Origin of the sequence: Cupriavidus mimosae, assembly GCF_023952485.1 — a bacterium.
GTDB classification, from domain to species: Bacteria; Pseudomonadota; Gammaproteobacteria; order Burkholderiales; family Burkholderiaceae; genus Cupriavidus; species Cupriavidus taiwanensis_C.
In genome coordinates this window covers 38,697-57,177 of sequence record NZ_JALHRY010000023.1, presented here as the reverse complement: position 1 = coordinate 57,177, position 18,481 = coordinate 38,697, and the positions used below count along the sequence as shown (strand labels likewise).

General features: G+C 69.1%; 21 protein-coding genes. 5 read left to right on the top strand and 16 right to left on the bottom strand.

The window, feature by feature from the left end; all coding sequences use genetic code 11:
* Positions 1–205: 205 nt before the first annotated feature.
* From MKD50_RS28045 to MKD50_RS28025, 5 genes are all read right to left on the bottom strand, one after another.
* The gene (locus MKD50_RS28045) at positions 206–391 is read right to left on the bottom strand and encodes a DUF1484 family protein (protein ID WP_252669642.1); all 186 of its coding nucleotides are present in this window, start codon (positions 389–391) and stop codon (positions 206–208) included.
* 367 nt (positions 392–758) lie between these two features.
* A complete protein-coding gene (locus MKD50_RS28040; protein WP_252669640.1) occupies positions 759–1,853 on the bottom strand; it encodes a CaiB/BaiF CoA transferase family protein in 1,095 nt (364 codons plus the stop codon).
* Positions 1,854–1,933: 80 nt separating this feature from the next.
* The gene (locus tag MKD50_RS28035; protein ID WP_115700038.1) at positions 1,934–2,926 is read right to left on the bottom strand and encodes a tripartite tricarboxylate transporter substrate binding protein; all 993 of its coding nucleotides are present in this window, start codon (positions 2,924–2,926) and stop codon (positions 1,934–1,936) included.
* A 72-nt stretch (positions 2,927–2,998) separates the two neighbouring features.
* The gene (locus tag MKD50_RS28030) at positions 2,999–4,180 is read right to left on the bottom strand and encodes an acyl-CoA dehydrogenase family protein (protein ID WP_240071886.1); all 1,182 of its coding nucleotides are present in this window, start codon (positions 4,178–4,180) and stop codon (positions 2,999–3,001) included.
* A gap of 27 nt (positions 4,181–4,207) precedes the next feature.
* Entirely contained in the window at positions 4,208–5,761 is a 1,554-nt protein-coding gene (locus tag MKD50_RS28025; protein WP_252669638.1) for an acyl-CoA synthetase, read from the bottom strand.
* A gap of 133 nt (positions 5,762–5,894) precedes the next feature.
* Between MKD50_RS28025 and MKD50_RS28020 the strand changes: the two genes are divergently transcribed.
* On the top strand, positions 5,895–6,788 hold the full coding sequence (locus MKD50_RS28020; RefSeq protein WP_115700041.1) for a LysR family transcriptional regulator: 894 nt from the start codon (positions 5,895–5,897) through the stop codon (positions 6,786–6,788).
* A gap of 12 nt (positions 6,789–6,800) precedes the next feature.
* On the opposite strand, the gene MKD50_RS28015 is transcribed toward MKD50_RS28020, so the two are convergent.
* From MKD50_RS28015 to MKD50_RS28000, 4 genes are all read right to left on the bottom strand, one after another.
* Complete coding sequence (locus MKD50_RS28015) at positions 6,801–7,802, bottom strand: tripartite tricarboxylate transporter substrate binding protein (protein WP_252669636.1); 1,002 nt, start codon at positions 7,800–7,802, stop codon at positions 6,801–6,803.
* A gap of 62 nt (positions 7,803–7,864) precedes the next feature.
* A complete protein-coding gene (locus MKD50_RS28010; protein WP_252669634.1) occupies positions 7,865–9,031 on the bottom strand; it encodes an acyl-CoA dehydrogenase family protein in 1,167 nt (388 codons plus the stop codon).
* An 18-nt stretch (positions 9,032–9,049) separates the two neighbouring features.
* Complete coding sequence (locus tag MKD50_RS28005; protein WP_252669630.1) at positions 9,050–10,243, bottom strand: CaiB/BaiF CoA transferase family protein; 1,194 nt, start codon at positions 10,241–10,243, stop codon at positions 9,050–9,052.
* An 11-nt stretch (positions 10,244–10,254) separates the two neighbouring features.
* Entirely contained in the window at positions 10,255–11,025 is a 771-nt protein-coding gene (locus MKD50_RS28000) for an enoyl-CoA hydratase/isomerase family protein (RefSeq protein WP_115700045.1), read from the bottom strand.
* A gap of 107 nt (positions 11,026–11,132) precedes the next feature.
* Here MKD50_RS28000 and MKD50_RS27995 point away from each other — a divergent pair, with 107 nt between their 5' ends.
* Positions 11,133–11,969, top strand: coding sequence for an IclR family transcriptional regulator (locus tag MKD50_RS27995; RefSeq protein WP_115700046.1), 837 nt, complete (start codon positions 11,133–11,135; stop codon positions 11,967–11,969).
* Positions 11,970–11,974: 5 nt separating this feature from the next.
* Here MKD50_RS27995 and MKD50_RS27990 read toward each other — a convergent pair whose 3' ends face one another.
* The 4 genes from MKD50_RS27990 to MKD50_RS27975 all read right to left on the bottom strand — a co-directional run bounded on the left by MKD50_RS27990 (position 11,975) and on the right by MKD50_RS27975 (position 14,615).
* Positions 11,975–12,853 carry a lipid A biosynthesis lauroyl acyltransferase gene (locus MKD50_RS27990; protein ID WP_115700047.1) on the bottom strand — a complete coding sequence of 293 codons (879 nt, stop codon included), beginning with the start codon at positions 12,851–12,853 and terminating at the stop codon, positions 11,975–11,977.
* Positions 12,854–13,293: 440 nt separating this feature from the next.
* Positions 13,294–13,674: a hypothetical protein gene (locus MKD50_RS27985; RefSeq protein WP_240071892.1), complete on the bottom strand. Its 381-nt coding sequence runs from the start codon at positions 13,672–13,674 to the stop codon at positions 13,294–13,296.
* A gap of 111 nt (positions 13,675–13,785) precedes the next feature.
* Positions 13,786–14,385 carry a flagellar transcriptional regulator FlhC gene (flhC, locus tag MKD50_RS27980; protein WP_252669628.1) on the bottom strand — a complete coding sequence of 200 codons (600 nt, stop codon included), beginning with the start codon at positions 14,383–14,385 and terminating at the stop codon, positions 13,786–13,788.
* 62 nt (positions 14,386–14,447) lie between these two features.
* Positions 14,448–14,615 carry a hypothetical protein gene (locus tag MKD50_RS27975; protein WP_252669626.1) on the bottom strand — a complete coding sequence of 56 codons (168 nt, stop codon included), beginning with the start codon at positions 14,613–14,615 and terminating at the stop codon, positions 14,448–14,450.
* Between the two features lie 78 nt (positions 14,616–14,693).
* Between MKD50_RS27975 and MKD50_RS27970 the strand changes: the two genes are divergently transcribed.
* Positions 14,694–14,897 carry a hypothetical protein gene (locus tag MKD50_RS27970; RefSeq protein ID WP_115700050.1) on the top strand — a complete coding sequence of 68 codons (204 nt, stop codon included), beginning with the start codon at positions 14,694–14,696 and terminating at the stop codon, positions 14,895–14,897.
* 196 nt (positions 14,898–15,093) lie between these two features.
* On the top strand, positions 15,094–15,912 hold the full coding sequence (locus tag MKD50_RS27965; protein WP_252669625.1) for a BON domain-containing protein: 819 nt from the start codon (positions 15,094–15,096) through the stop codon (positions 15,910–15,912).
* 7 nt (positions 15,913–15,919) lie between these two features.
* Here the strand turns inward: MKD50_RS27965 and MKD50_RS27960 are convergent, their stop codons facing one another.
* From MKD50_RS27960 to MKD50_RS27950, 3 genes are all read right to left on the bottom strand, one after another.
* Complete coding sequence (locus MKD50_RS27960; protein WP_252669622.1) at positions 15,920–16,759, bottom strand: SDR family NAD(P)-dependent oxidoreductase; 840 nt, start codon at positions 16,757–16,759, stop codon at positions 15,920–15,922.
* Positions 16,760–16,820: 61 nt separating this feature from the next.
* Positions 16,821–17,093 carry a hypothetical protein gene (locus MKD50_RS27955; RefSeq protein WP_115700053.1) on the bottom strand — a complete coding sequence of 91 codons (273 nt, stop codon included), beginning with the start codon at positions 17,091–17,093 and terminating at the stop codon, positions 16,821–16,823.
* Between the two features lie 84 nt (positions 17,094–17,177).
* Positions 17,178–17,669 (bottom strand): flavodoxin family protein, encoded by a 492-nt coding sequence (locus tag MKD50_RS27950; protein ID WP_115683345.1) that lies wholly within the window; start codon positions 17,667–17,669, stop codon positions 17,178–17,180.
* 136 nt (positions 17,670–17,805) lie between these two features.
* Between MKD50_RS27950 and MKD50_RS27945 the strand changes: the two genes are divergently transcribed.
* Positions 17,806–18,411 carry a TetR/AcrR family transcriptional regulator gene (locus tag MKD50_RS27945; RefSeq protein WP_252669620.1) on the top strand — a complete coding sequence of 202 codons (606 nt, stop codon included), beginning with the start codon at positions 17,806–17,808 and terminating at the stop codon, positions 18,409–18,411.
* Positions 18,412–18,481 lie beyond the last annotated feature (70 nt).

Sequence of the window (18,481 nt, the reverse complement as noted above, 5' to 3'; positions counted from 1 at the left end):
GGGCGCCTACGGCTGCGCTTCGCGCCGGCCCTATCGCGCGGCGTGGGCCCTGGCACGGAACGCATCGCTGCGCTTGCTTGGCAAGTCGGGTCCCACCACAGCAAGACATTCAAGAAAGCCCGCATGGTTGACACTCCCGGGCAGATATCTGCCCGGGAGAACGAACCATGCCATGTGCTAACGGCGCCCAGGCCGGATTTGCCATCTACACAGCCTCCGGCCCTTCTTCCATCAACGCGTCCAACTTGGCCTTCAACAGCTCCAGCAGACAAAGGGCGCTAAAGCAGGCTTCCGACCGCACACTCTGCTGCTCCAGCAGTACCAGCACGCCTTCTATCCCGGCACGCACTTCATTGAGACACGCATTGGCTTCTTTTGCATCGACCGTCATGATTGATGACTCCTTCCAGGTTGAGCCACGCTCACTCAACTGAAAGTGAGGGTGGCGGGCCATACAGCGAGGGTGGAAACCCGGCGAGATCAAGGAAGAACCCGGCCAGCCTTGCGGCTGCCTCGCGTGGCCCGCCATGGAAGTAAGCCTGTCCATGCGAGCACAGGCGTTGCCATGCGAAAGCATAACGCCTGCCCTTGATCTGCTCCGCGGGTTTCCACGCCCGGTCACCGGCAACCCGATGACGTGCCCAGTATTCCCTTCCGAAGTCAGGCAGGCGATAAGACTTGTCGCATTCCGAACAGGCGGGCGAAGCTTGCCGCAAATGCTGGTTCGTGGGAAATCGCCGTGTCCTGAAAGGCCGCCGCTATTGCCGATTGTGTTCTCCAAGTTCCGCCACAAAATCCTCGCCCTGCGGCAACCCCATCGAAAACTTCACCGGAAAATTCACCGCAATCCCGCCCTCGACCCGCCGCACCACGTCCCGCGCCCGCACATGCGCATCCTCGAACAACTCGCCAGCCTCCAGCACCGGCGAAAACGGAATATCAAGCGGCGCAAAGAAGTCCTCCCATTCCGTCAGGTCCCGCGTGCGAAACACCTCGGCCATCAGGTCATTGACCTCCAACTTGTGCCCGCTGCGCCCGATGCGCGTGGCGAAGCGCGGATCGCGCAGGGCCGGGAACGCGTCGCCCAGCGCCGCGCACAGGTTGTCCCAGAACTTGTTTTCCAGGATGCCCATTGCCAGGTGCCGCCTGTCGCGGGTTTCGAACAAGTCGTTTTCCGGCATCACGGTGGGCGATGCCCGTGGTGAATCCTCGTGCGCGCGCGCCGTCCAGGCGCCATGGGCGGTCCACGACAGGACGGCATCATGGATCGACACATCGAGATGCTGCCCCTTTCCGTTCTGCCGTGCGCTCATGATCGCCACGGCCAGCGACAACGCCGCGTAGCCCGACGCTGCGTAATCCGACACCCGCACGCGCGGGCGCGAGACTGCATCGTGGACCTGCACCGGCGTGGCCCAGTACCCGGCCAGCGCCAGGTAGTTCAGGTCATGCCCGGCGTGGCTGGCGTACGGTCCGGTCTGGCCGAAGCCTGAGACCGAACACAGCACGATGGCCGGATTGACCGCCGCCAGCGCCTCATAGCCCAAGCCCAGGCGCGCCATCACGCCGGGGCGGAAGCCTTCGACCACGGCGTCGGCATCGCGCACCAGGTCCAGGAACGCCGCGCGGCCGGCGTCCGATTTCAGGTCCAGCGCCACCGAGCGCTTGCCGCGATTGAACTGCGCATAGACATGCGCGCCCAACTGGCGCGCGGTGTCGCCGCTGCCGGGCTGCTCGACCTTGATCACCTCCGCGCCAAGCTGGCGCAGCAGGCTGCAGGCGTGCGGGCCGGGCAGCAACTGGCTGACGTCGAGGATGGTGACGTCGTTCAGGCAAGACCATGCTGGCTTCATGCGGAGCCTCCGGGGAAAGGAGAAAACAAAAGCGCCGCACGCGCGGCGTGGCGTGCGGCGCAGGGAGCAGGCCTGCTGTATCAGCCCAGGTCGCCGGTCATGCCGATCGACTTCATCAGGTCGCCATAGCGCGCGTTGTCACTGGCCACCATGGTGCCGAACTGCGCCGGCGACGCGCTGCTGCGCAGCTCGCCGGCATTGGCTTTGAGCTGGGCGTCGAACACGCCGGCGCTCTGCAGCGCGCGCACCGCGGCGTGCAGCTTCTGCGCCAGCTCGGCCGGGAAGTTGGCCGGCGCGAACAGGCCGCTCCAGTTGTCGATGACAAAGCCCGGCGGCAGCGCTTCGGCCATGGTCGGCACGTCGGGGAAGTACGGGGAGCGGGCGGCGGCGGTGACGGCCAGCACCCTGACCTGGTTGTTGCGCACGTACTGCGTGGCGGTGCCCAGCACCGGCATGCCGAACTGGGTCTGGCCGGTCAGCATCGAGGTGAGGATCTCCGGCGCGCCCTTGTAGGGAATATGCACCGCGTCGCAGCCGGTCTGGTGCAGCATGGTTTCCACGGCCAGATGGGCGATGCTGCCCTTGCCGCCGGAGCCGTAGTTGAACTTGCCCGGCTCCTTCTTCATCGCCGCGACCAGCTCGGCCGCGCTCTTGTAGGGCGAAGACACCGGTACCACCAGCGCCGACGGCCCGCCCGACAACGCCGTGATCGGCGTGAAGTCATGGGTCGGGTCATACGGCATCTTGCGGTACATGTGTACGTTGATGACGTGCGAGTTGGCCAGGATGCCCAGCGTGTAGCCATCGGGCGCGGCGCGGCGCAGCGCGCCGGCGCCGATGATGCCGCCGGCGCCGGGCATGTTCTCGACCACCAGCGGCTGGCCGAGCTTCTTGCCCAGCTCTGCCGACAGCGTGCGCGCGGTGTTGTCCGGCGTGCTGCCGGCGATAAACGGCACGATCAGGCGGATCGGGCGGGTGGGGTAGGGGGATGCGGCGCTGGCGGCGCGGGCCGGCAGCAGCAGGCTGCCCAGCGCGGCGGCGCCGGCGGTGGCAAGCCAGTTTCGGCGGTTCATGCTTGGTCTCCGTGGTCTTGTCGTATTGTGGCCGGGATCCGGATGCCGGCGGCGACCGCGCCGCCGGCACGGTCAGGCTTTCTGCTGCAGCGGTTCCAGGATAGCCCGCGCAATGGTGTTGCGCTGGATCTCGCTGGTGCCGGTGAAGATGCGGAACATGCGCAGCTTGCGGAAGGTCTGCTCGACCGGATGGCCGCGCGTGACGCCGACGTTGCCATGGATCTGCACGGCCTTGTCCGCTACCTCGAAGCAGCGCTCCGAGACGAACAGCTTGCACGCCGCGGCCTTCATGCGCAGGTCGGCACCGGCGTCGGCCAGCGCCGCCGTGTGCGCGATCATGCTTTCGCAAGCCCACAGCGCCGCTGCCATGTCGGCCAGCATGTGCTGGATCGCCTGGAAGCGCGCGATCGGGCCGCCGAACTGGCGGCGCTGGCCGGCATATTCCAGCGACGACTCATAGGCCCGCATGGCCAGTCCCAGCATGCTGGGGCAGTGCAGCAGCCGGTTCACATTGATGCGCGACATGCCCAGCTTGAAGCCGTTACCTTCGCCGCCGAAAATGTTGGCGCGCGGCACGCGCACGTTGTCGAAGCGGATATCGCCGTCGATATGCTGGCCGGACATCGGCACATACTCGTTGGTCACCGTCACGCCGGGCAGGTCCAGGTCGACCAGCACCGCGGTGATGGCCGGCGGCGTGGCGGTGGCGTCGGTCACGCACATGACGATGGCGAAGTCTGCAAACGGCGCGCCGCTGATGTAGTGCTTGCCGCCGTTGATGACCAGCTCATCGCCGTCGGCCACGGCCGCGGTCCTGATGCTTTGCGCATCGGAGCCGGAATGCGTTTCCGTCAGTGCGAAGCAGGTCGATTTCTCGCCGCGGATCACCGGCTTGAAGTACCGCTCGAGCTGCTCGGGCGTGGCGTACTTCAGCATGTTGCCCACGCGCGGCGGGCCGCCCAGGTCGCCCAGCACATGCGCGGCCAGGGTCGAGCCGCTCGCGGCCAGGTCGGCCTTGAGCGCGCATTGTTCCTGGATGTTCAGGCCCTTGCCGCCGAGCGCGGTGGGCAGGCAGGCGGCGTAGAAGCCCAGCTCGCTGGAGCGGCGCCAGACCTGGCGCAGGGTCTCGCGCGGCCACGGGTCCTCGGAACCCAGGCCAAGTTCCTGTTCGAGCGGGCGCAGCTCTTCGTCGATAAAGCGGCGTATGCCGGCGCGGGTGTCCAGCAGGACGGGGTTGGTCAGGTGGTCGAACATGGCGGTTTCCTCGGTGCGTTTCCGGCTTCAGTTGACGCGGCGTCCGACGCCTTGCCAGTAGCGTTCGCGCACGATCTTGCGGGCCAGCTTGCCGCTGGCGTTCTTGGGCAGCTCGGCGACAAAGTCGACCGAGCGCGGCGACTTGTAGTCGGCGATGCGCTCACGGCAGTGCGCGATCAGCTGCTGCGCGGTGGCCTCGCGGCCAGGGCGCAGCGTGACCACGGCCTTGACGCTTTCGCCCCAGGTGTCGTCGGGCACGCTGATGACGCAGGCCTCCAGCACGTCGGGATGCTGGTACAGCGTGGCCTCGACCTCGGTCGGGTAGACGTTGAAGCCGCCGGAGATGATCATGTCCTTCTTGCGGTCGACCAGGTACAGGTAGCCGGCCTCGTCCACGCGCGCCATGTCGCCGGTATGCAGCCAGCCATCGACCAGGGTCTCGCGCGTCAGCGCGGGCTCGTTCCAGTAGCCGTGGAATACGTCGTCGCCGCGGATCACCAGTTCGCCGATCTCGCCCACGGCCACTTCCTTGCCGTGCTCGTCGACCACGCGCACTTCGGTCTCGCCCAGCGCGCGGCCGCACGAGGCCAGGCGCTCGGGATGGTTGGCAATGGCCTCGGCATGGTCGCTGGTGGACAGCCGCGTGACGCCGGAGGTCGATTCGCTGGCGCCATAGCCCTGCGACAGGATCGGGCCGATGCGCTCCCAGGCCTCGCGGATGCGTGCCGGCGCCATCGGCGCAGCGCCGTAGGCAAGCGTCTTCAGGCTCGACAGGTCGGCCTGCGCCAGCGTGGGCTCGGCCAGCAGCATGTTGATCATGGCCGGCACCATGAACACATGGGTGATGCGCAGGCGCGCGACTTCGGCCAGGAAGTGCGCCGGCTCGAATTTTTCGAACAGCACCAGCGTCGCGCCCACATACAGGTAAGGCTGCATCAGCATGCCGGAAGCATGCGTGACCGGGCCGATCAGCGCCAGCCGGTCGCCCGGGCGGGCGGGGCGGTCCATGCCGGACACCATCTTGCGCAGCGCCGCGATGCGGTTGCCGTAGCTTTGCATGGCGGCCTTGATCTTGCCGGTGGAGCCCGACGAGAAATGCAGCACGGCCAGGTCGTCGGCCGCCGGGGCGATGTCGGGAGCGGTGGTGCCGGCGTTGGCCAGCAGCGCCTCGTATTCGACGTAGCCGGCGGGCGCCGCGCCGATGGCGATAAAGGTCTCGATGCTGCCGAAGCCTGCCGTAGCGCGGTCGTAGCCGGTGTAGCCGGGGCCCGCGATCAGCACGCGCGGGGTGCAGTTGTCGACCACGTCGCTGGCCTCGGCCGCGGTAAAGCGGGGGTTGAGCGCGGCCTTGACCAGGCCGGCCTTGTACAGCGCACATTCCAGTTCCACCAGCTCGGGCCGGTTGCGCGACTGCACCGCAACGCGGTCGCCGGGACGCAGGCCCAGCGCCAGCAGCGCATTGGCCAGCCGCGTCGAGCGTTCGTCGAGCTGGCGATAGGTCACCACCCGGTCCTGGTAAAGGATGGCGGGCTGGTCGCCCCAGTAACGCGCGGCGCGGCGCAGGAAATACGCGAAACCCATGCTGTCTCCGTGAAGGCTGAATGATGTTGCAGCACGCTCGGTGGTGTGCTCGTACGCCGTAGTCTGTAAGATGGCGGGCATCACCACAATGAGGCATTGGCTATAAAGCCATAACCGTCGGGAATGTGAGGCAATGGAGACGCGGGATATCGAATACATCCTGGCCGTGGCGGCGCACGGCGGCATCGGCCGCGCCGCGGAGGCGCTGGGGATCAGCCAGCCGGCGCTGACCAAGGCGGTGCAGCGGGTGGAGAGCCAGGCCGGGCTGCCGCTGTTCGAGCGCACCGCCAACGGCATGGCCGCCACCTATGCCGGCACCCGCTTCCTCGAGCGCGCGCGCCGCATCCAGCTGGAGTACCAGGACGGCATCAAGGAGATGCTGGGCATCCGCACCGGCGAGCAGGGCGTCCTGCGCGTGGGCTATTCACCGTCGATTCCGGGCGATGTGATCCTCGGCGCGTGCCAGCAGCTGGTGCGCGAGCGCCCGGTGGCGAGGCTGCGGCTGCGCCGCCGGCTCGCGCGCGACCTGCTGGATCTGCTGGCGGCCGGGGAAGTGGACATGGCCGTGGCGCCTACCCCGTCGGGCGCGCTGGCGGACACCTTCGCGGTGCAGCCGCTGTTCGACGACCGGCTGGTGGTGGTGGCGGACCAGGGCCACGCGCTGCTGCGGCGGCGCAAGCTGCGCCTGGCCGACCTCGCCGACCAGGAATGGCTGCTGCCCGAACGGCATATCACGCTGCGCCAGCAGGTCGACGCGGCGTTCCGCCAGCGCGGCCTGCCGCAGCCGCAGCCGCGCATCGAGATCGACTTCGGCAGCAGCTCGCTGTTCGCGCTGATGCAGGGCACGCAGATGCTGAGTATCGCCAATGCCGGCGGCGAGGCCATGCAGCGCGGGCTGCGCGTGCTGCCGCTGGGCGTCGAAGAGCTCGACCTGCGCCGGCGCATCGGCGTGGTCACGCGCGCAGGCGCCTACCTGTCGCCGCTGGCGCAGCGCCTGACGGTGCTGCTGCGCGAGCACAGCGGCTAGCGGGCGGGGCGCTTACTGCAGCGGAATCCTGGCCACCGCGGCAAGCCGCTTCCAGCGCTCGATCTCGTCCTTCTGGTATTGCCGCATCTCGGCCGGCGACGACAGGATCAGCCTGGTCGACTGGCGCGTGTAGTACTCGCGCACGTCCGCGGCATTGCCGGCCTGCGTGAACAGGTCCTGCAGCCGCTTCACCAGCGCCGGCGGCGTCCTGGCCGAGACCGCTGCCGCGACCCAGTTGTAGGCCAGGAAGTCCGGCAGCCCGGCTTCGGCGATGGACGGCACGTCCGGCAGCAGCGGCGAGCGCTGCGGTGCGGTGTAGGCCAGCGCGCGCACCTTGCCGCCGCGGGCCAGCTCGATCGCGCCGGTGGCATCGACCACGGCGAAATCGACATTGGCCGCCATTACTCCGTTGATGGCATCGCCGGCGCCCTTGTATGGCACCGCCGTGGTCTTGATGCGGGCCAGCTCGTTGAGCCATTCCGAATAGAGCGTGTACGAGATCGAGCCCGTGCCGTAGTTCAGCGCGCCGGGACGCTTGCGCGCGTCGTCCAGCAGCTCGGCCAGCGTGCGGTAGGGCGAGCCGGCCGGCACGATGATCACGCACGGACCGCGCGACAGCAGCGTGATCGGCGCAAAGTCCCTCAACGGGTCATACGGCAGCTTGCGGAAGGTGGCGGCATTGGTCGACAGCGTGGAATTGCTGCCGATAAAGACGGTGTAGCCGTCGGCCGGCGCGTTCAGCGCGGCCTGCACGCCGATAAAGCCGTTGCCGCCGGGCTTGTTTTCGACCACCACGCCCTGGCCGGTCAGCTCGCCGATCTTCTTGGCGAACATGCGCGCGGTGGTATCGGTGCCGCTGCCCGATGGGAAGGGCACGATGAAGCGGATCGGCCGCGCCGGAAAGGCGTCGGCATCGGCCGCGCGCGCTGCCGGCGGCGTGGCTGCGCCCAGCAGCGCCAGGGCGGCCGGAAAGAGCCCGAGGAAGCGGCGACGGGAGCGGAAAGCCTGTTGCATGGTGGTCTCCTGACGGTGGAATGCCCGGCGTGTCTCCGCCGGTGCAAGGGATGGTTGCGAGCCTAGCGGCGCAGGCCGAGCAGGTCGCGCGCAATGACCCAGCGGTGCACTTCGCTGGGGCCTTCGTAGATGCGCATCAGCCGGGTCTCGTTGGCCATCTGCTGCAGCGGCAGTTCCTTGGTCATGCCCATCGCGCCGAAGGTCTGCATGGCCTGGTCGATCACGTCCCACGCCATTTCGGTGGCGAACACCTTGATCATCGACACCTGCGTGCGGGCTTCTTCTCCGGCGTCGATGCGGGTGGCGGCCTCGTAGGTCATCAGGCGGCAGGCGTGGATGCGCGTGGCGGCGTCGGCCACCCACCACTGGATCGCCTGGCGCTGTGCCAGCGGCGCGCCGAAGGTCTGGCGCTGCGGCGCGTATTCGCAGATCATGTCGAGCGCGCGCTGGGCACGGCCGATGCACCACGCCGCCATCTGCACGCGCCGCGTCGACAACCGCGCCTGCATCGGCGCGAAGCCCTGTCCCTCGGCGCCGAGCAGTTGCGTGGCGGGGATGCGGCAGTCTTCCAGCACCACTTCATAGGTCGACGCGCCGCCGATCATCGGGATGCGCCGCTCGACCCGCAGGCCCGGCGTGCCGCGCTCGACGATAAAGGCCGAGATGCCGCCGCGCGCGCCACGGGCCTTGTCGGTCACGGCCATGACGATGGTCCAGTCGGCGCGCGCTGCGCGGCTGATCCAGATCTTGCGCCCGTTCAGCACCCAGTGGTCGCCATCGCGTTCGGCGCGTGTGGCCATCATGGCCGGATCGCCGCCGGCGCCCGGTTCCGAGATGGCGATGGCCGACACGGTCTCGCCGCTCGCATACGGGGCCAGGTAGCGCTCACGCTGGGCTGCGCTCGCGGTCAGCATCAGCATGCGCAGGTTGGGCGAATCCGGCGGCAGGTCATAGGGGGTGATGGTCTTGCCCAGCTCTTCGTTGACGCCGACCATGGCCACCGTGGGCAGGTCGGAGCCGCCCAGCTCGGCCGGGGCGTCCAGGCCCCACAGGCCGAGCTCGCGCGACATCGTGTCCAGGCGCGCATGCTCTTCTGGCAGCAGCGCCATCTGGCCGCCGGCGGCTTCGCGTGCCAGCACCGTGGGTTCCAGCGGCATCAACTGCTCGCGCACAAAGCGCGCGACCAGGTCCTTGAGCATCTGGTGTTCTTGGTCGAGTTCAAAATGCATGGCGGTCTTCTCGGTTGCTTATCGGGATTGGCGCGCATCCGGCGCGAGGGTCAGTTCGCGCAGGACCTCCTCGGTATGCTCGCCCAGCGCCGGCGCATGGCGGCGCAGCGACAGCGGCGTGGCCGAGAAGCGCGCGGCCGGGCGCAGTTCGCGCAGGGCGCCCTCGGTCGGGTGCCGTGTTTGCTGGAACAGGCCGACCGCGCGCAGGTGCGGGTGGTCGACCAGCGCATCGAGGCCGTAGATCGGCGTGGCGGGAATGTCGAGCGACTCGAACAGCTGCATCCATGCGTCGGTGGTGTGCGCCGGCGTCAGTTCGGCCAGGTGGCCGTACAACGCGCGGATATTGGCGTTGCGCTGGGCGCGGTCGGCCACGTCGTAGCGCTCGGCCAGGTCGTCGCGGCCCACCGCGCGGAAAAAGGCTTGCCAGTGGCGTTCGGTATAGGGCAGCGCGCAGATCCAGCCGTCGCGGGTCGGCGCGGGGCGCCGCCCGCCTTGCAGCAGGCGGGCATAGCCGGCGCCGGCCGGTGGCGGGTCGAAGGTCAGGCCGCCCAGATGCTCGGTCATCACGAAGGCGGCCATGGTTTCCAGCATCGGCACCTCCACCATCTGGCCCACGCCGTGGCGCTCGCGGTACAGCAGCGCGGCCAGCACGGCATTGGCCAGCGCCAGCCCGGTGGTCTTGTCGGCGAGCAGGCTGGGCACGTATTCCGGGCGCTCGCCGCCGGCGCAGCCCAGCGCAACCAGGCCGCAGCCGGCCTGGATGATGTCGTCGAAGGCCGGCTTGTCGCGGTGCGGGCCGTCCTGGCCGAAGCCGGTGGCCAGGCAGTAGACGATGCGCGGGTTGATGCGCGCCACCTCGGCATAGCCGAAGCCCAGCCGCTCGATCGCGGCAACGCGCATGTTGTGCACCAGCACGTCGGCGCCGGCAATCAGGCCGCGCAGCGCCGCCGCGCCCTCGGCGGTCTTCAGGTCGAGCACGACCGAGCGTTTGTTGCGGTTCAGCGCCAGGTAGATCGAACTCATGCCGGCATGCTGCGACACGCCATTGGCGCGCATCAGGTCACCCTCGGGGCCTTCGACCTTGATCACGTCGGCACCGAAATCGGCCAGCACCTGCGTCGCCAGCGGGCCGAGCACGACCGCGGTCAGGTCGAGCACGCGGATGCCGTCGAGCGGGCCGGCCGGTGCCGTGCGCTTGTCTGCTTCGCTCATCGGTGCCTCCTTCAACGGCGCTGGAACACAGGGTTGCGGCGCGCGGCCATGGCAGCGACGCCCTCGCGGAAATCCTCGCTGCGGAACTGTCCGCGCTGGATCGCCAGCTCGCGCTGGTTGACCTCGGCAATGCGGTCGGCGAGCCCGTCGCGCAGCGTGGCGCGCGTGGTTTCCACCGCCAGCGGGGCCGAGGCGGCGATCTCCTGCGCCAGCGCCATGGCGCGCCCGTCGACTTCGTCCCTGCCCACCAGTTCGTCGGCAAGGCCGATCCTGACCGCTTCGGTTCCGGTGATGCGCCGGCCGGTGTAGAACAGCAGCGCTGCCTGCTGCTCGCCCACCAGGCGCGGCAGCGTCAGGCTCAGCCCGAAACCTGGGTGGAAGCCGAGCCGGTTAAAGTTGGCGCTGAAGCGGGCCTCGGCGCAGGTCACGCGGAAATCCGCCACCAGCGCCAGCCCGAGCCCCGCGCCGATGGCGGCGCCTGCGACCGCGGCGACGATGGGCTTGCGGTTGCGGTACAGCTGCATCGCATGCACGTAGAAGGCGGCGGGGTCGCTGGCGACTTCGCCCTGGCCGGCGCCGCTGAAGTCGGCGCCGGCGCAGAACGCGCCGACGCCCGACGCCAGCACGATGGCGCGGCAATGGTGGTCGTCGTCCAGGGCCAGCAAGGTGTCGGCCAGGCGCCGCATCACCTCGGCATCGACAAAGTTGTGCGGCGGGCGGGACAGCACCACGCGGGCCACGTGGCCGTCGCGGGTGACGTGGATTTCAGCATCGGATGACATGCGGGGTGCTCCTGTGGGGTCGGCCGGCTCGGGGCCGCGTGCCCACAGTATTCGCGCGGTGGCGCCGTACCGCTATACTCGAATTTCACTTACTGAAATTGCCAGCGATGCCTGACGCCATCCCGCCGCTTGACTCCACGCGCAGCGTGACCCATCGGACCGGCCGCTTTACCCGGGACACCGCGGGCAGCCAGTCGCTCGAGCGCGGGCTGGTGCTGCTGCGTGCCTTCCGCGTCGGCACCACCAGCCTGACCAATGCCGAACTGGCCGCGCGCACCGGCCTGCCGCGCCCGACCGTGAGCCGGCTGACGCGCTCGCTGGTCGATGCCGGCTTCCTGCGCTACGACGTCAACGAACGCGCCTACCGGCTGGCGCCGGTGGTGCTGAGCCTGGCGGATGCCTTCCACCAGTCCAGCCGCGCGCCGGAGATTGCGTTGCCGCTGATGCGCAAGGTGGCCGAGGCCGGCAAGGTCAACGTGGGACTGGCGGTGGGGGACCAGCTGGAGATGGTGTACCTGGCGTCGATCCGACACAGCCGCGACAGCGTGTCGCGCACGCGCCGCGTGGTGCCGGGTTCGCGCGTGCCGATGGAGCTGACCGCGATCGGCCTGTCATGGCTGGCGGCGCAGCCGGAGGAGGTGCGCAGGGACCTGCTGGCCGGTATCGCCGCCCGCCAGGGCGAGGCCTGGCCCGGCATGCGCGCGCGCGTGCTGCGCGGCATCGCGCAGGCGCAGCGGCACGGCCATTGCACCGCGGCCTACCAGCCCGGGCATCTGCTGGCCGTGGGCGCGGCCTTCTCGGGGCCGGACCAGCAGCTGTACGGGCTCAACATCAGCTATCCGTTCAACGAGGCCGAACGCCGCCACGACCACGCGCGCTATGCCGCGCAGCTGACCCGGCTGGTGGCGGAGATCCAGCAAGCCTGGCGGCGCGCCGCCGGCTAGCCGGGTCAGTACACCGACGGCATGCCTTCCGGGCGGTTCTTGAAGCGCCGGTGGATCCAGTAATACTGCTCCGGCATGGTGGCGATCTGGGTTTCGAGGAAGGCGTTCATGCGGCGCGAGTCCTCTTCGACGCTGCCGGAGGGAAAGCCTTCGAGCGGGTCGAACACGCGCAGCCGGTAGCCGCGGTAGTCGGGCAGCACTTCGGTGGTGAACGGCACCACGCGCGCGCCGGTCAGGCTGGCCAGGCGCGAGGCCGAGGTCAGCGTGCACGCCGGCACGCCGAAGAACGGCACGAACACCGAATCGTTGATGCCGAAGTCCATGTCCGCCGCCAGCATCACCGGGCAGCCGGCGCGCAGCGTGCGCACCACCTGCTTGCCGCTGCCGTTGCGCGGAATCATCTCGGCGCCGAAACGCCCGCGCTGCGTGCGCGAGATCTGCTCCAGCAGCGGGCTCGACATGCGCGTGTACAGCGATGCCACCGGATGGCGCATCGAATAGAACATGCAGCCGGCCTCGATGCCGACGAAATGAAATCCCATGAAGATGGTCGGATGCTCCGCGCACGAGGCCAGGTCGATGCGCGAATCCAGCTCGACCAGCTTGCCCAGCCGCTCGGCGTTGCCGAACCACTGCACGCCGCGCTCCAGGTAGCTGCGCAGCACATGGCCGAAGTGGTCGCGTGCCAGCTGCTCGCGCTTGCCGGGATCCATGTCCGGGAAGCACAGCGCCAGGTTGGTATGGACGATGCGCCGGCGGCGGCTGGGGATGCGGTACAGCAACCTGCCGATGGCGTCGCCCAGCCGGGCGGTCACGCCGTATGGCAGGGCGGCAAAGAGCTTGAAGGCTGCGATGGTCAGTGCGGCCTGGAGCCGGTGCGTCATGAAGATCCTGGAAAGCGGCAGCGGCGCCCGAGGGGCGGCCCCGGGGGCAGGCGGCTGCGCGGCAATGGTTCGGCGCCACGCGGGTGGCGAGCGGCAAGCGCGCGGCTGGGCGCGAAGAGCAAGGGCTGGCTCCCGGCACATGCCCGGCGCCTGGTGCGCACCGTGTGCGCGTCGGGGTGACAAAGCGGGCGGCGGTACGCTGGAGCGCCACCCCCTGCGGCCGCCGCTTGCGGGTCGCCGGAGTGCGCTATGCGTCGCTGCGCAGCTTTGTGCTGAGGGCGCACTGTAGCACGATGGCAGGGGGCCAGGAACGGCAGTTACGACCGGTATCAAACCGGCAACAGATGCCGCCTGCGCAACTCCTCGCCAGGAACATCGCGCACGCCGCGCGACTTGCCCGCGTAAATGCTTACCAAACGCCGCGCAGGCCGCGCCTGCCGTCAGCGTTGCTTCAGCTCGCCGAGGTAGTAATTGACCTCGGCCAGCAGCGCCGTGTGGAATTCGGCCGGCAGTACGTGGTCGTCGGTCAGCGACAGCAACTGGTCGATGCGCTGCCGGAACTGCCGCTGCGCGCTGGCGCGCGCATCGGGCGGCAGCGCCACCGCCATGGCGCACAGCATTTCCCGCATCACCAGCAGCCGGGCGCCGTACTGGATCATGGCGTCGCCCTGGGTCTTGAGGTTCTGCGCAAGCTGTTCCGGCATGCCCTTGCGCGGCGCGCTGGCGCCGGACGGCGCGGGCGGTGGTTCGGCGCGGGCCTTGCCGCTGGCCTCGGGCGCGGGTGTGCCCAGCCTCTTGCCGAGCATGGGGATCTTGAACATGGGCGAGACTCCGGAGCGCCGGCGCGGGGTGGTCGGGTGCATCCATCATGGAAGGGTGCGGGCGGCCGGACTGTGCGGCAGCAGACAATGGAGCCGGTGCGGCACCGGCGTTCATGCGCCGGCGGGTCCGGCTTTGCGGCACTTGCCCGCGCGTGCCGGCGGCAGGCACAGGCCGCAGGTGTAGCGCTGGCGCGCATCTTGGGCGCACACCACGAACTCGCCGCGGCAACACTGGCAGCGCGCCAGCTGCAGCATGCCGCGCTCATAGAAGCGGACCAGCATCCAGGCGCGGGTAAAGCTGAGCTGGGCGGCCTCGCCGGTGGCGCTCAGGTGCTCGCGATACATGCGGAAGCCGGCCAGGATGGCACGGATGCCGTCCAGGTGGCCGGCGCGGATCATGAAGCGGTAGGCGCCGAGCAGCATCGAGGCATGGGCGTTGGGGCGCCAGCCCAGGAACCAGTCGGTCGAGAACGGCAGCATGCCCTTGGGCGGCGACGTCCCGCAAAGCTCCTTGTACAGGCGGGTCAGCCGCTCGCGCGGCAGCGACACTTCCGCTTCCAGTACTTGCAGGCGCGCGCCCAGGCCGATCATCTCGATCGCGAGCCGGGTTTGTTCCATGTCGTGCAGCACGCTCTTGCGGGCGGGGGTAGGTACAGGGTGGGAAGCTGCCGCAGCGGGGCCGCCGACGGCGGCGACAAGGTGTGTGTCCATGGTCTCCTCCTGCCCGGCGGTGTCACAGCGCGGCGCTGTCCGCATGCGTTCCGGGTCCGGCTTTACGTGATGGAAGACGATTCTTTGTTCGCCGCCGTCTTATATCCGTGATTCTTGTCAACAATCGCAATTCCACGATCGACGGCATCAAATTTGTCCGGGTCTTTTTGTTGGCGCAATTGGTCGGTGTCCGGCACGCCATCCAGGATGGCTGTAGGAGAAGCGCCCACACGCTATCGGACAGACGCCGATTTAACGGTTCTGCCCATGGGCTACGCTGCAAGAACACCAACGACAGGGAGCAACCCATGCCTGCAAACTTCCTGATCAGGCAGACCGCTCAGGGCTGGGAACTGACGGTCGAAAGCGCGCGCAAGGGCCTGGTCCAATGCGACGACCGCGACGTCGCCGTCAACATCGGCATGGCCGCCGCCAAGCGGCGCGGTGTCGTGCTGATCGTGCATGAAGACGAGGACGATGCCCCGCACGGCCTCACTCCCCTGGCCGCGTGACTAGGCAACCCCGCGGCAATCCGGTTGCGTGACAACGGCGGGCGCCCTTTACCGGTGGCGCCCGCTCTTGCTTTGGAGCGGGGCGCGCGGGATGCGTGCAGCCCTCCATGCCGGCCAACGGTATGGAACTTGCGCCCCGGTGACTGGCTGCGCGGCCCGCCGGGCCGCGCCGGAGGCTCAACCCTTGGAGACAGCGATGCATCCATTCCGAAATGAAGGCGGCGGCTCCTGGTGGCGCGAGGACCGCGACGCCGATGAATCCCGCCGCAACCGGAGCGACGATCCGCGCGGCTATGGCGAGGGACGCTATGGCCAGCGCGGCGGCCCCGCGCGCGACTACGGCGAAGGCCGCTATGAAGGCCGCCAGCGGCACGACAGCGACGTGCGCGAGTCTGGCTACTACGGCGGCGGCTCCAGCCCGGCGCAGCGCGTCTGGGAAACCTCTCCCCGGCGCCCGCCGTGGGAAGAGGACGAAGCCTGGCGCCGCGGCAGCGAGGTGCGCGACGAGTGGGGCGACAGCGGCGGCGACCGCCGCGGCACTGCGTCGCGCGACATGCCCCGCGGGCGCGACCGGGTCGGCCCCAAGGGCTACCAGCGCAGCGACGAGCGCATCCGCGAGGACATCTGCGAACGGCTCGCGCACGCGCGCCATGTCGATGTGCGCGAGGTGGAAGTCGAAGTGCAGGGCGGTGTGGTGCGGCTGACCGGCAACGTGCGCGACCGGCGCCAGAAGTACTGCATCGAGGACATCGTCGACGATGTCTTCGGCGTGCAGGAGATCCATAACGCGGTGCGCCTGGGCGCGCCGGGCGCGTTCGGCGTATCGGGGATCACCGAAGGAGCGCAGACTGGAGCGCAGTCTGGCGGGTCCGGCCAGGGACGCGTCAGCGGCGTCAGCAGTTCAGGCAGCGCCACCCGCTCCAGCGCCAGCAGCTATGGCGGCGGCATGGAAACCGGCAGCGGCGGTCCCGGCCAGGGACGCGACAGCACTGGCGGCACCACGCGCATGGGTTGATGCGGAATTACGGCGCCGGCGGCTTGTCCGCCGGCGCTGCCGGGGCGCTCCCCAACGCGTCCTGCGGCTCGGCCATGCGGCGATGCTGCTCGGCCAGCACGTCGGCGGGCGTCACCATGGCAATGGCGGCGCGAAGCTTGTTCTGCCAGCCCGGCACCACCTCGCCCTCGCCGCGCATCATGGCATCGAAGCCGATCCGCGCCACCTCGGCGGGATCGGCCTTGTTCTGCTGCCCGAGCCGGGTATCGAGCAAATCCGCGCGTTCGAAGAAATCGGTTTCGGTGGCGCCCGGCATCAGGCAGGTGACGGACACGCCGGTGTGCTGCAGCTCATGCCGCAGCGCGTAGGAGAAGGAGTCCAGGAAGGCCTTGGTCGCGTTGTACACGGCCTGGCAGGTGCCCGGGACGAAGCCGGCGATCGATCCCGTGATCAGGATGCGCCCTTCGTGCTGCGCGCGCATGATCTGCCCGACCCGGTGCAGCAGGTGCAGGGTGCCGGTCACGTTGGTCTCCACCACGCGCTGGATTGCCGCGAAGTCCTGGTCCAGGAAGGCGTGGCCCAGGCCGCGGCCGGCATTGGCGCAGAGCACGTCGACGCGGCGGCTGCCCAGTGCCGCGCAGACCTGTTCGACGCCGTCGGGCGTGGACAGGTCAGCCAGCAGCGCCGTCACCTCGGCGCCTTCGTCGCGCAGTTGCCTGGCGGCGATCTCGATCTGCGGCTCGTCCGCGGCAATCACCAGGTCATAGCCACGCTGCACGCAGCAGCGCGCCAGCTCGTAGCCGATGCCGGACGACGCACCGGTGACGACGGCAAGCAGGCCGGTGCGGCGAAGCGAAGTGTCAGGCACCGTATCTCCTCTGGGGTTTGTGGCGAGTTTTTACTGTGGCGTTGTAAGGATTAGCGACGCATCACCCTACGCGCCGCCAGGTGCGCACGCCCATCCAGACCCCCAGCAGCGCCACCAGCGTGACCACCACCGCCAGCGTCACCGCGGTGCCGGGGCCGAGCCCGCCGAACCACGCATAGGCATCGGAACGGCGCCACAGCGCCCAGGCCAGGGTGGCGGTGGCCACCACCAGCGCGGTCTGCGTGAGCGCATCGACCACGCGCATCACGCCGCGCGCCGTGCCGGCAAGCGGATCGCGCCGGGCTTCTGAAGCGGTAATTTCGGGGTCGTCCATGGCAAGGGGCCGCAAAGGGAATGCGTGGGACGTGCAAGTCCCGTTCCCGCTCCGCGCCCCGGTTGCCCGATGGCCTTGAGAGCCTTAGAACACCCCCAGGCCCAGCCCCGCGGCCAGGCCCTCGCCGAGCTCGGCGCACCGCGCCAGATCGGCGGCTTCGATCTGCTTGGGAGCGAGGATGCGCTCCGGCGTCTGCGCATGCGTGCAGACGATCAGCCCGGGCGCGACGCGGTTCAGGCGCCAGCCGGTGGCGATGCGCTCGAGCTGGCGCAGCGCGTTCTGGCCGTCACTGCCGGCGCAGATCATGGCGGCGTAGGGCCGGCCGTTGATGCGGTCCAGCGCGGGGTAATAGCAGCGGTCGAAGAAGTCCTTCATCATGCCCGCGATCGCGGCCAGATTCTCCGGGGTGGCGAACAGGTAGCCGTCCGCGGCCAGCACATCGTCGGGCCCGGCCTCGGCGGCGGTCTTGAGCACGACCGTGACGCCGGGCTGCCGGCGTGCTGCATCGGCAGCGGCCGCGGCCATCTGGCGCGTGCCGCCGGTCATGGTGTGGTAGACGATCAGCAGCGTTTTCATGCTTGCGAGGGGACTGGTGCGTGCGTCTGACGCACGCTGTGGACTGTATCACGGCCGCTTCGCCGGGTCGCGCACCGGTCACTCGGGCCATGGCTGGTAGCGTAGAATTCCGGGCTGGCGTCCCTGCCATGACTCCATGCCGAAATCCAGCCCTCCCGCCATCGACCGCTCTGCCAGCGAGCAGGCCATCCAGCTGCTGGATGCCGCCACCGAACATGTCCTTGCCCACGGCCTGGGCGATCTTTCGCTGCGCAGCGTCGCCGAGGCGCTGGGCACGAGCCACCGCATGCTGATCTACTACTTCGGCTCCGGCGATGGCTTCTGGCAGGCACTGTTGCATCGCATCCGCCATGCCGAGCAATCGGCGCGGGAACGCATGGAACTCGCCGGCATGGAGCCGCGGGCCGCGATGCTGGCGGCATGGGAGCGTTATTCCGCGCCGGGCTACCTGCCGATCATGCAGCTGATGTTCGAGATCTACGGCCGCGCAATCCGCGACCGTGAGCGTTTCAGCGGCTTTCTCGAAGATGTCGTCGGCAGCTGGACCACCACGCTGGCGGCACGCCTGCAGCGCGACCAGGGCCTTGGCGCCGCCGAGGCCAAGCTGCGCGCACGGGTCGAGCTCGCCACGGTGCGCGGGCTTTTGCTGGACCTGGTCACCACTGGCGACCGCAAGGGCACGACGGCCGCGCTGAAGTATTTCGCCGCCATGATGGCGGCGCCTCCCCACGCCGGAAAGTAGCGGCGCTCATCGCCGACATTAACGCCGACATTCTGCACGCATCGGCGTAAACCCCGATTTTGTCCTTGCG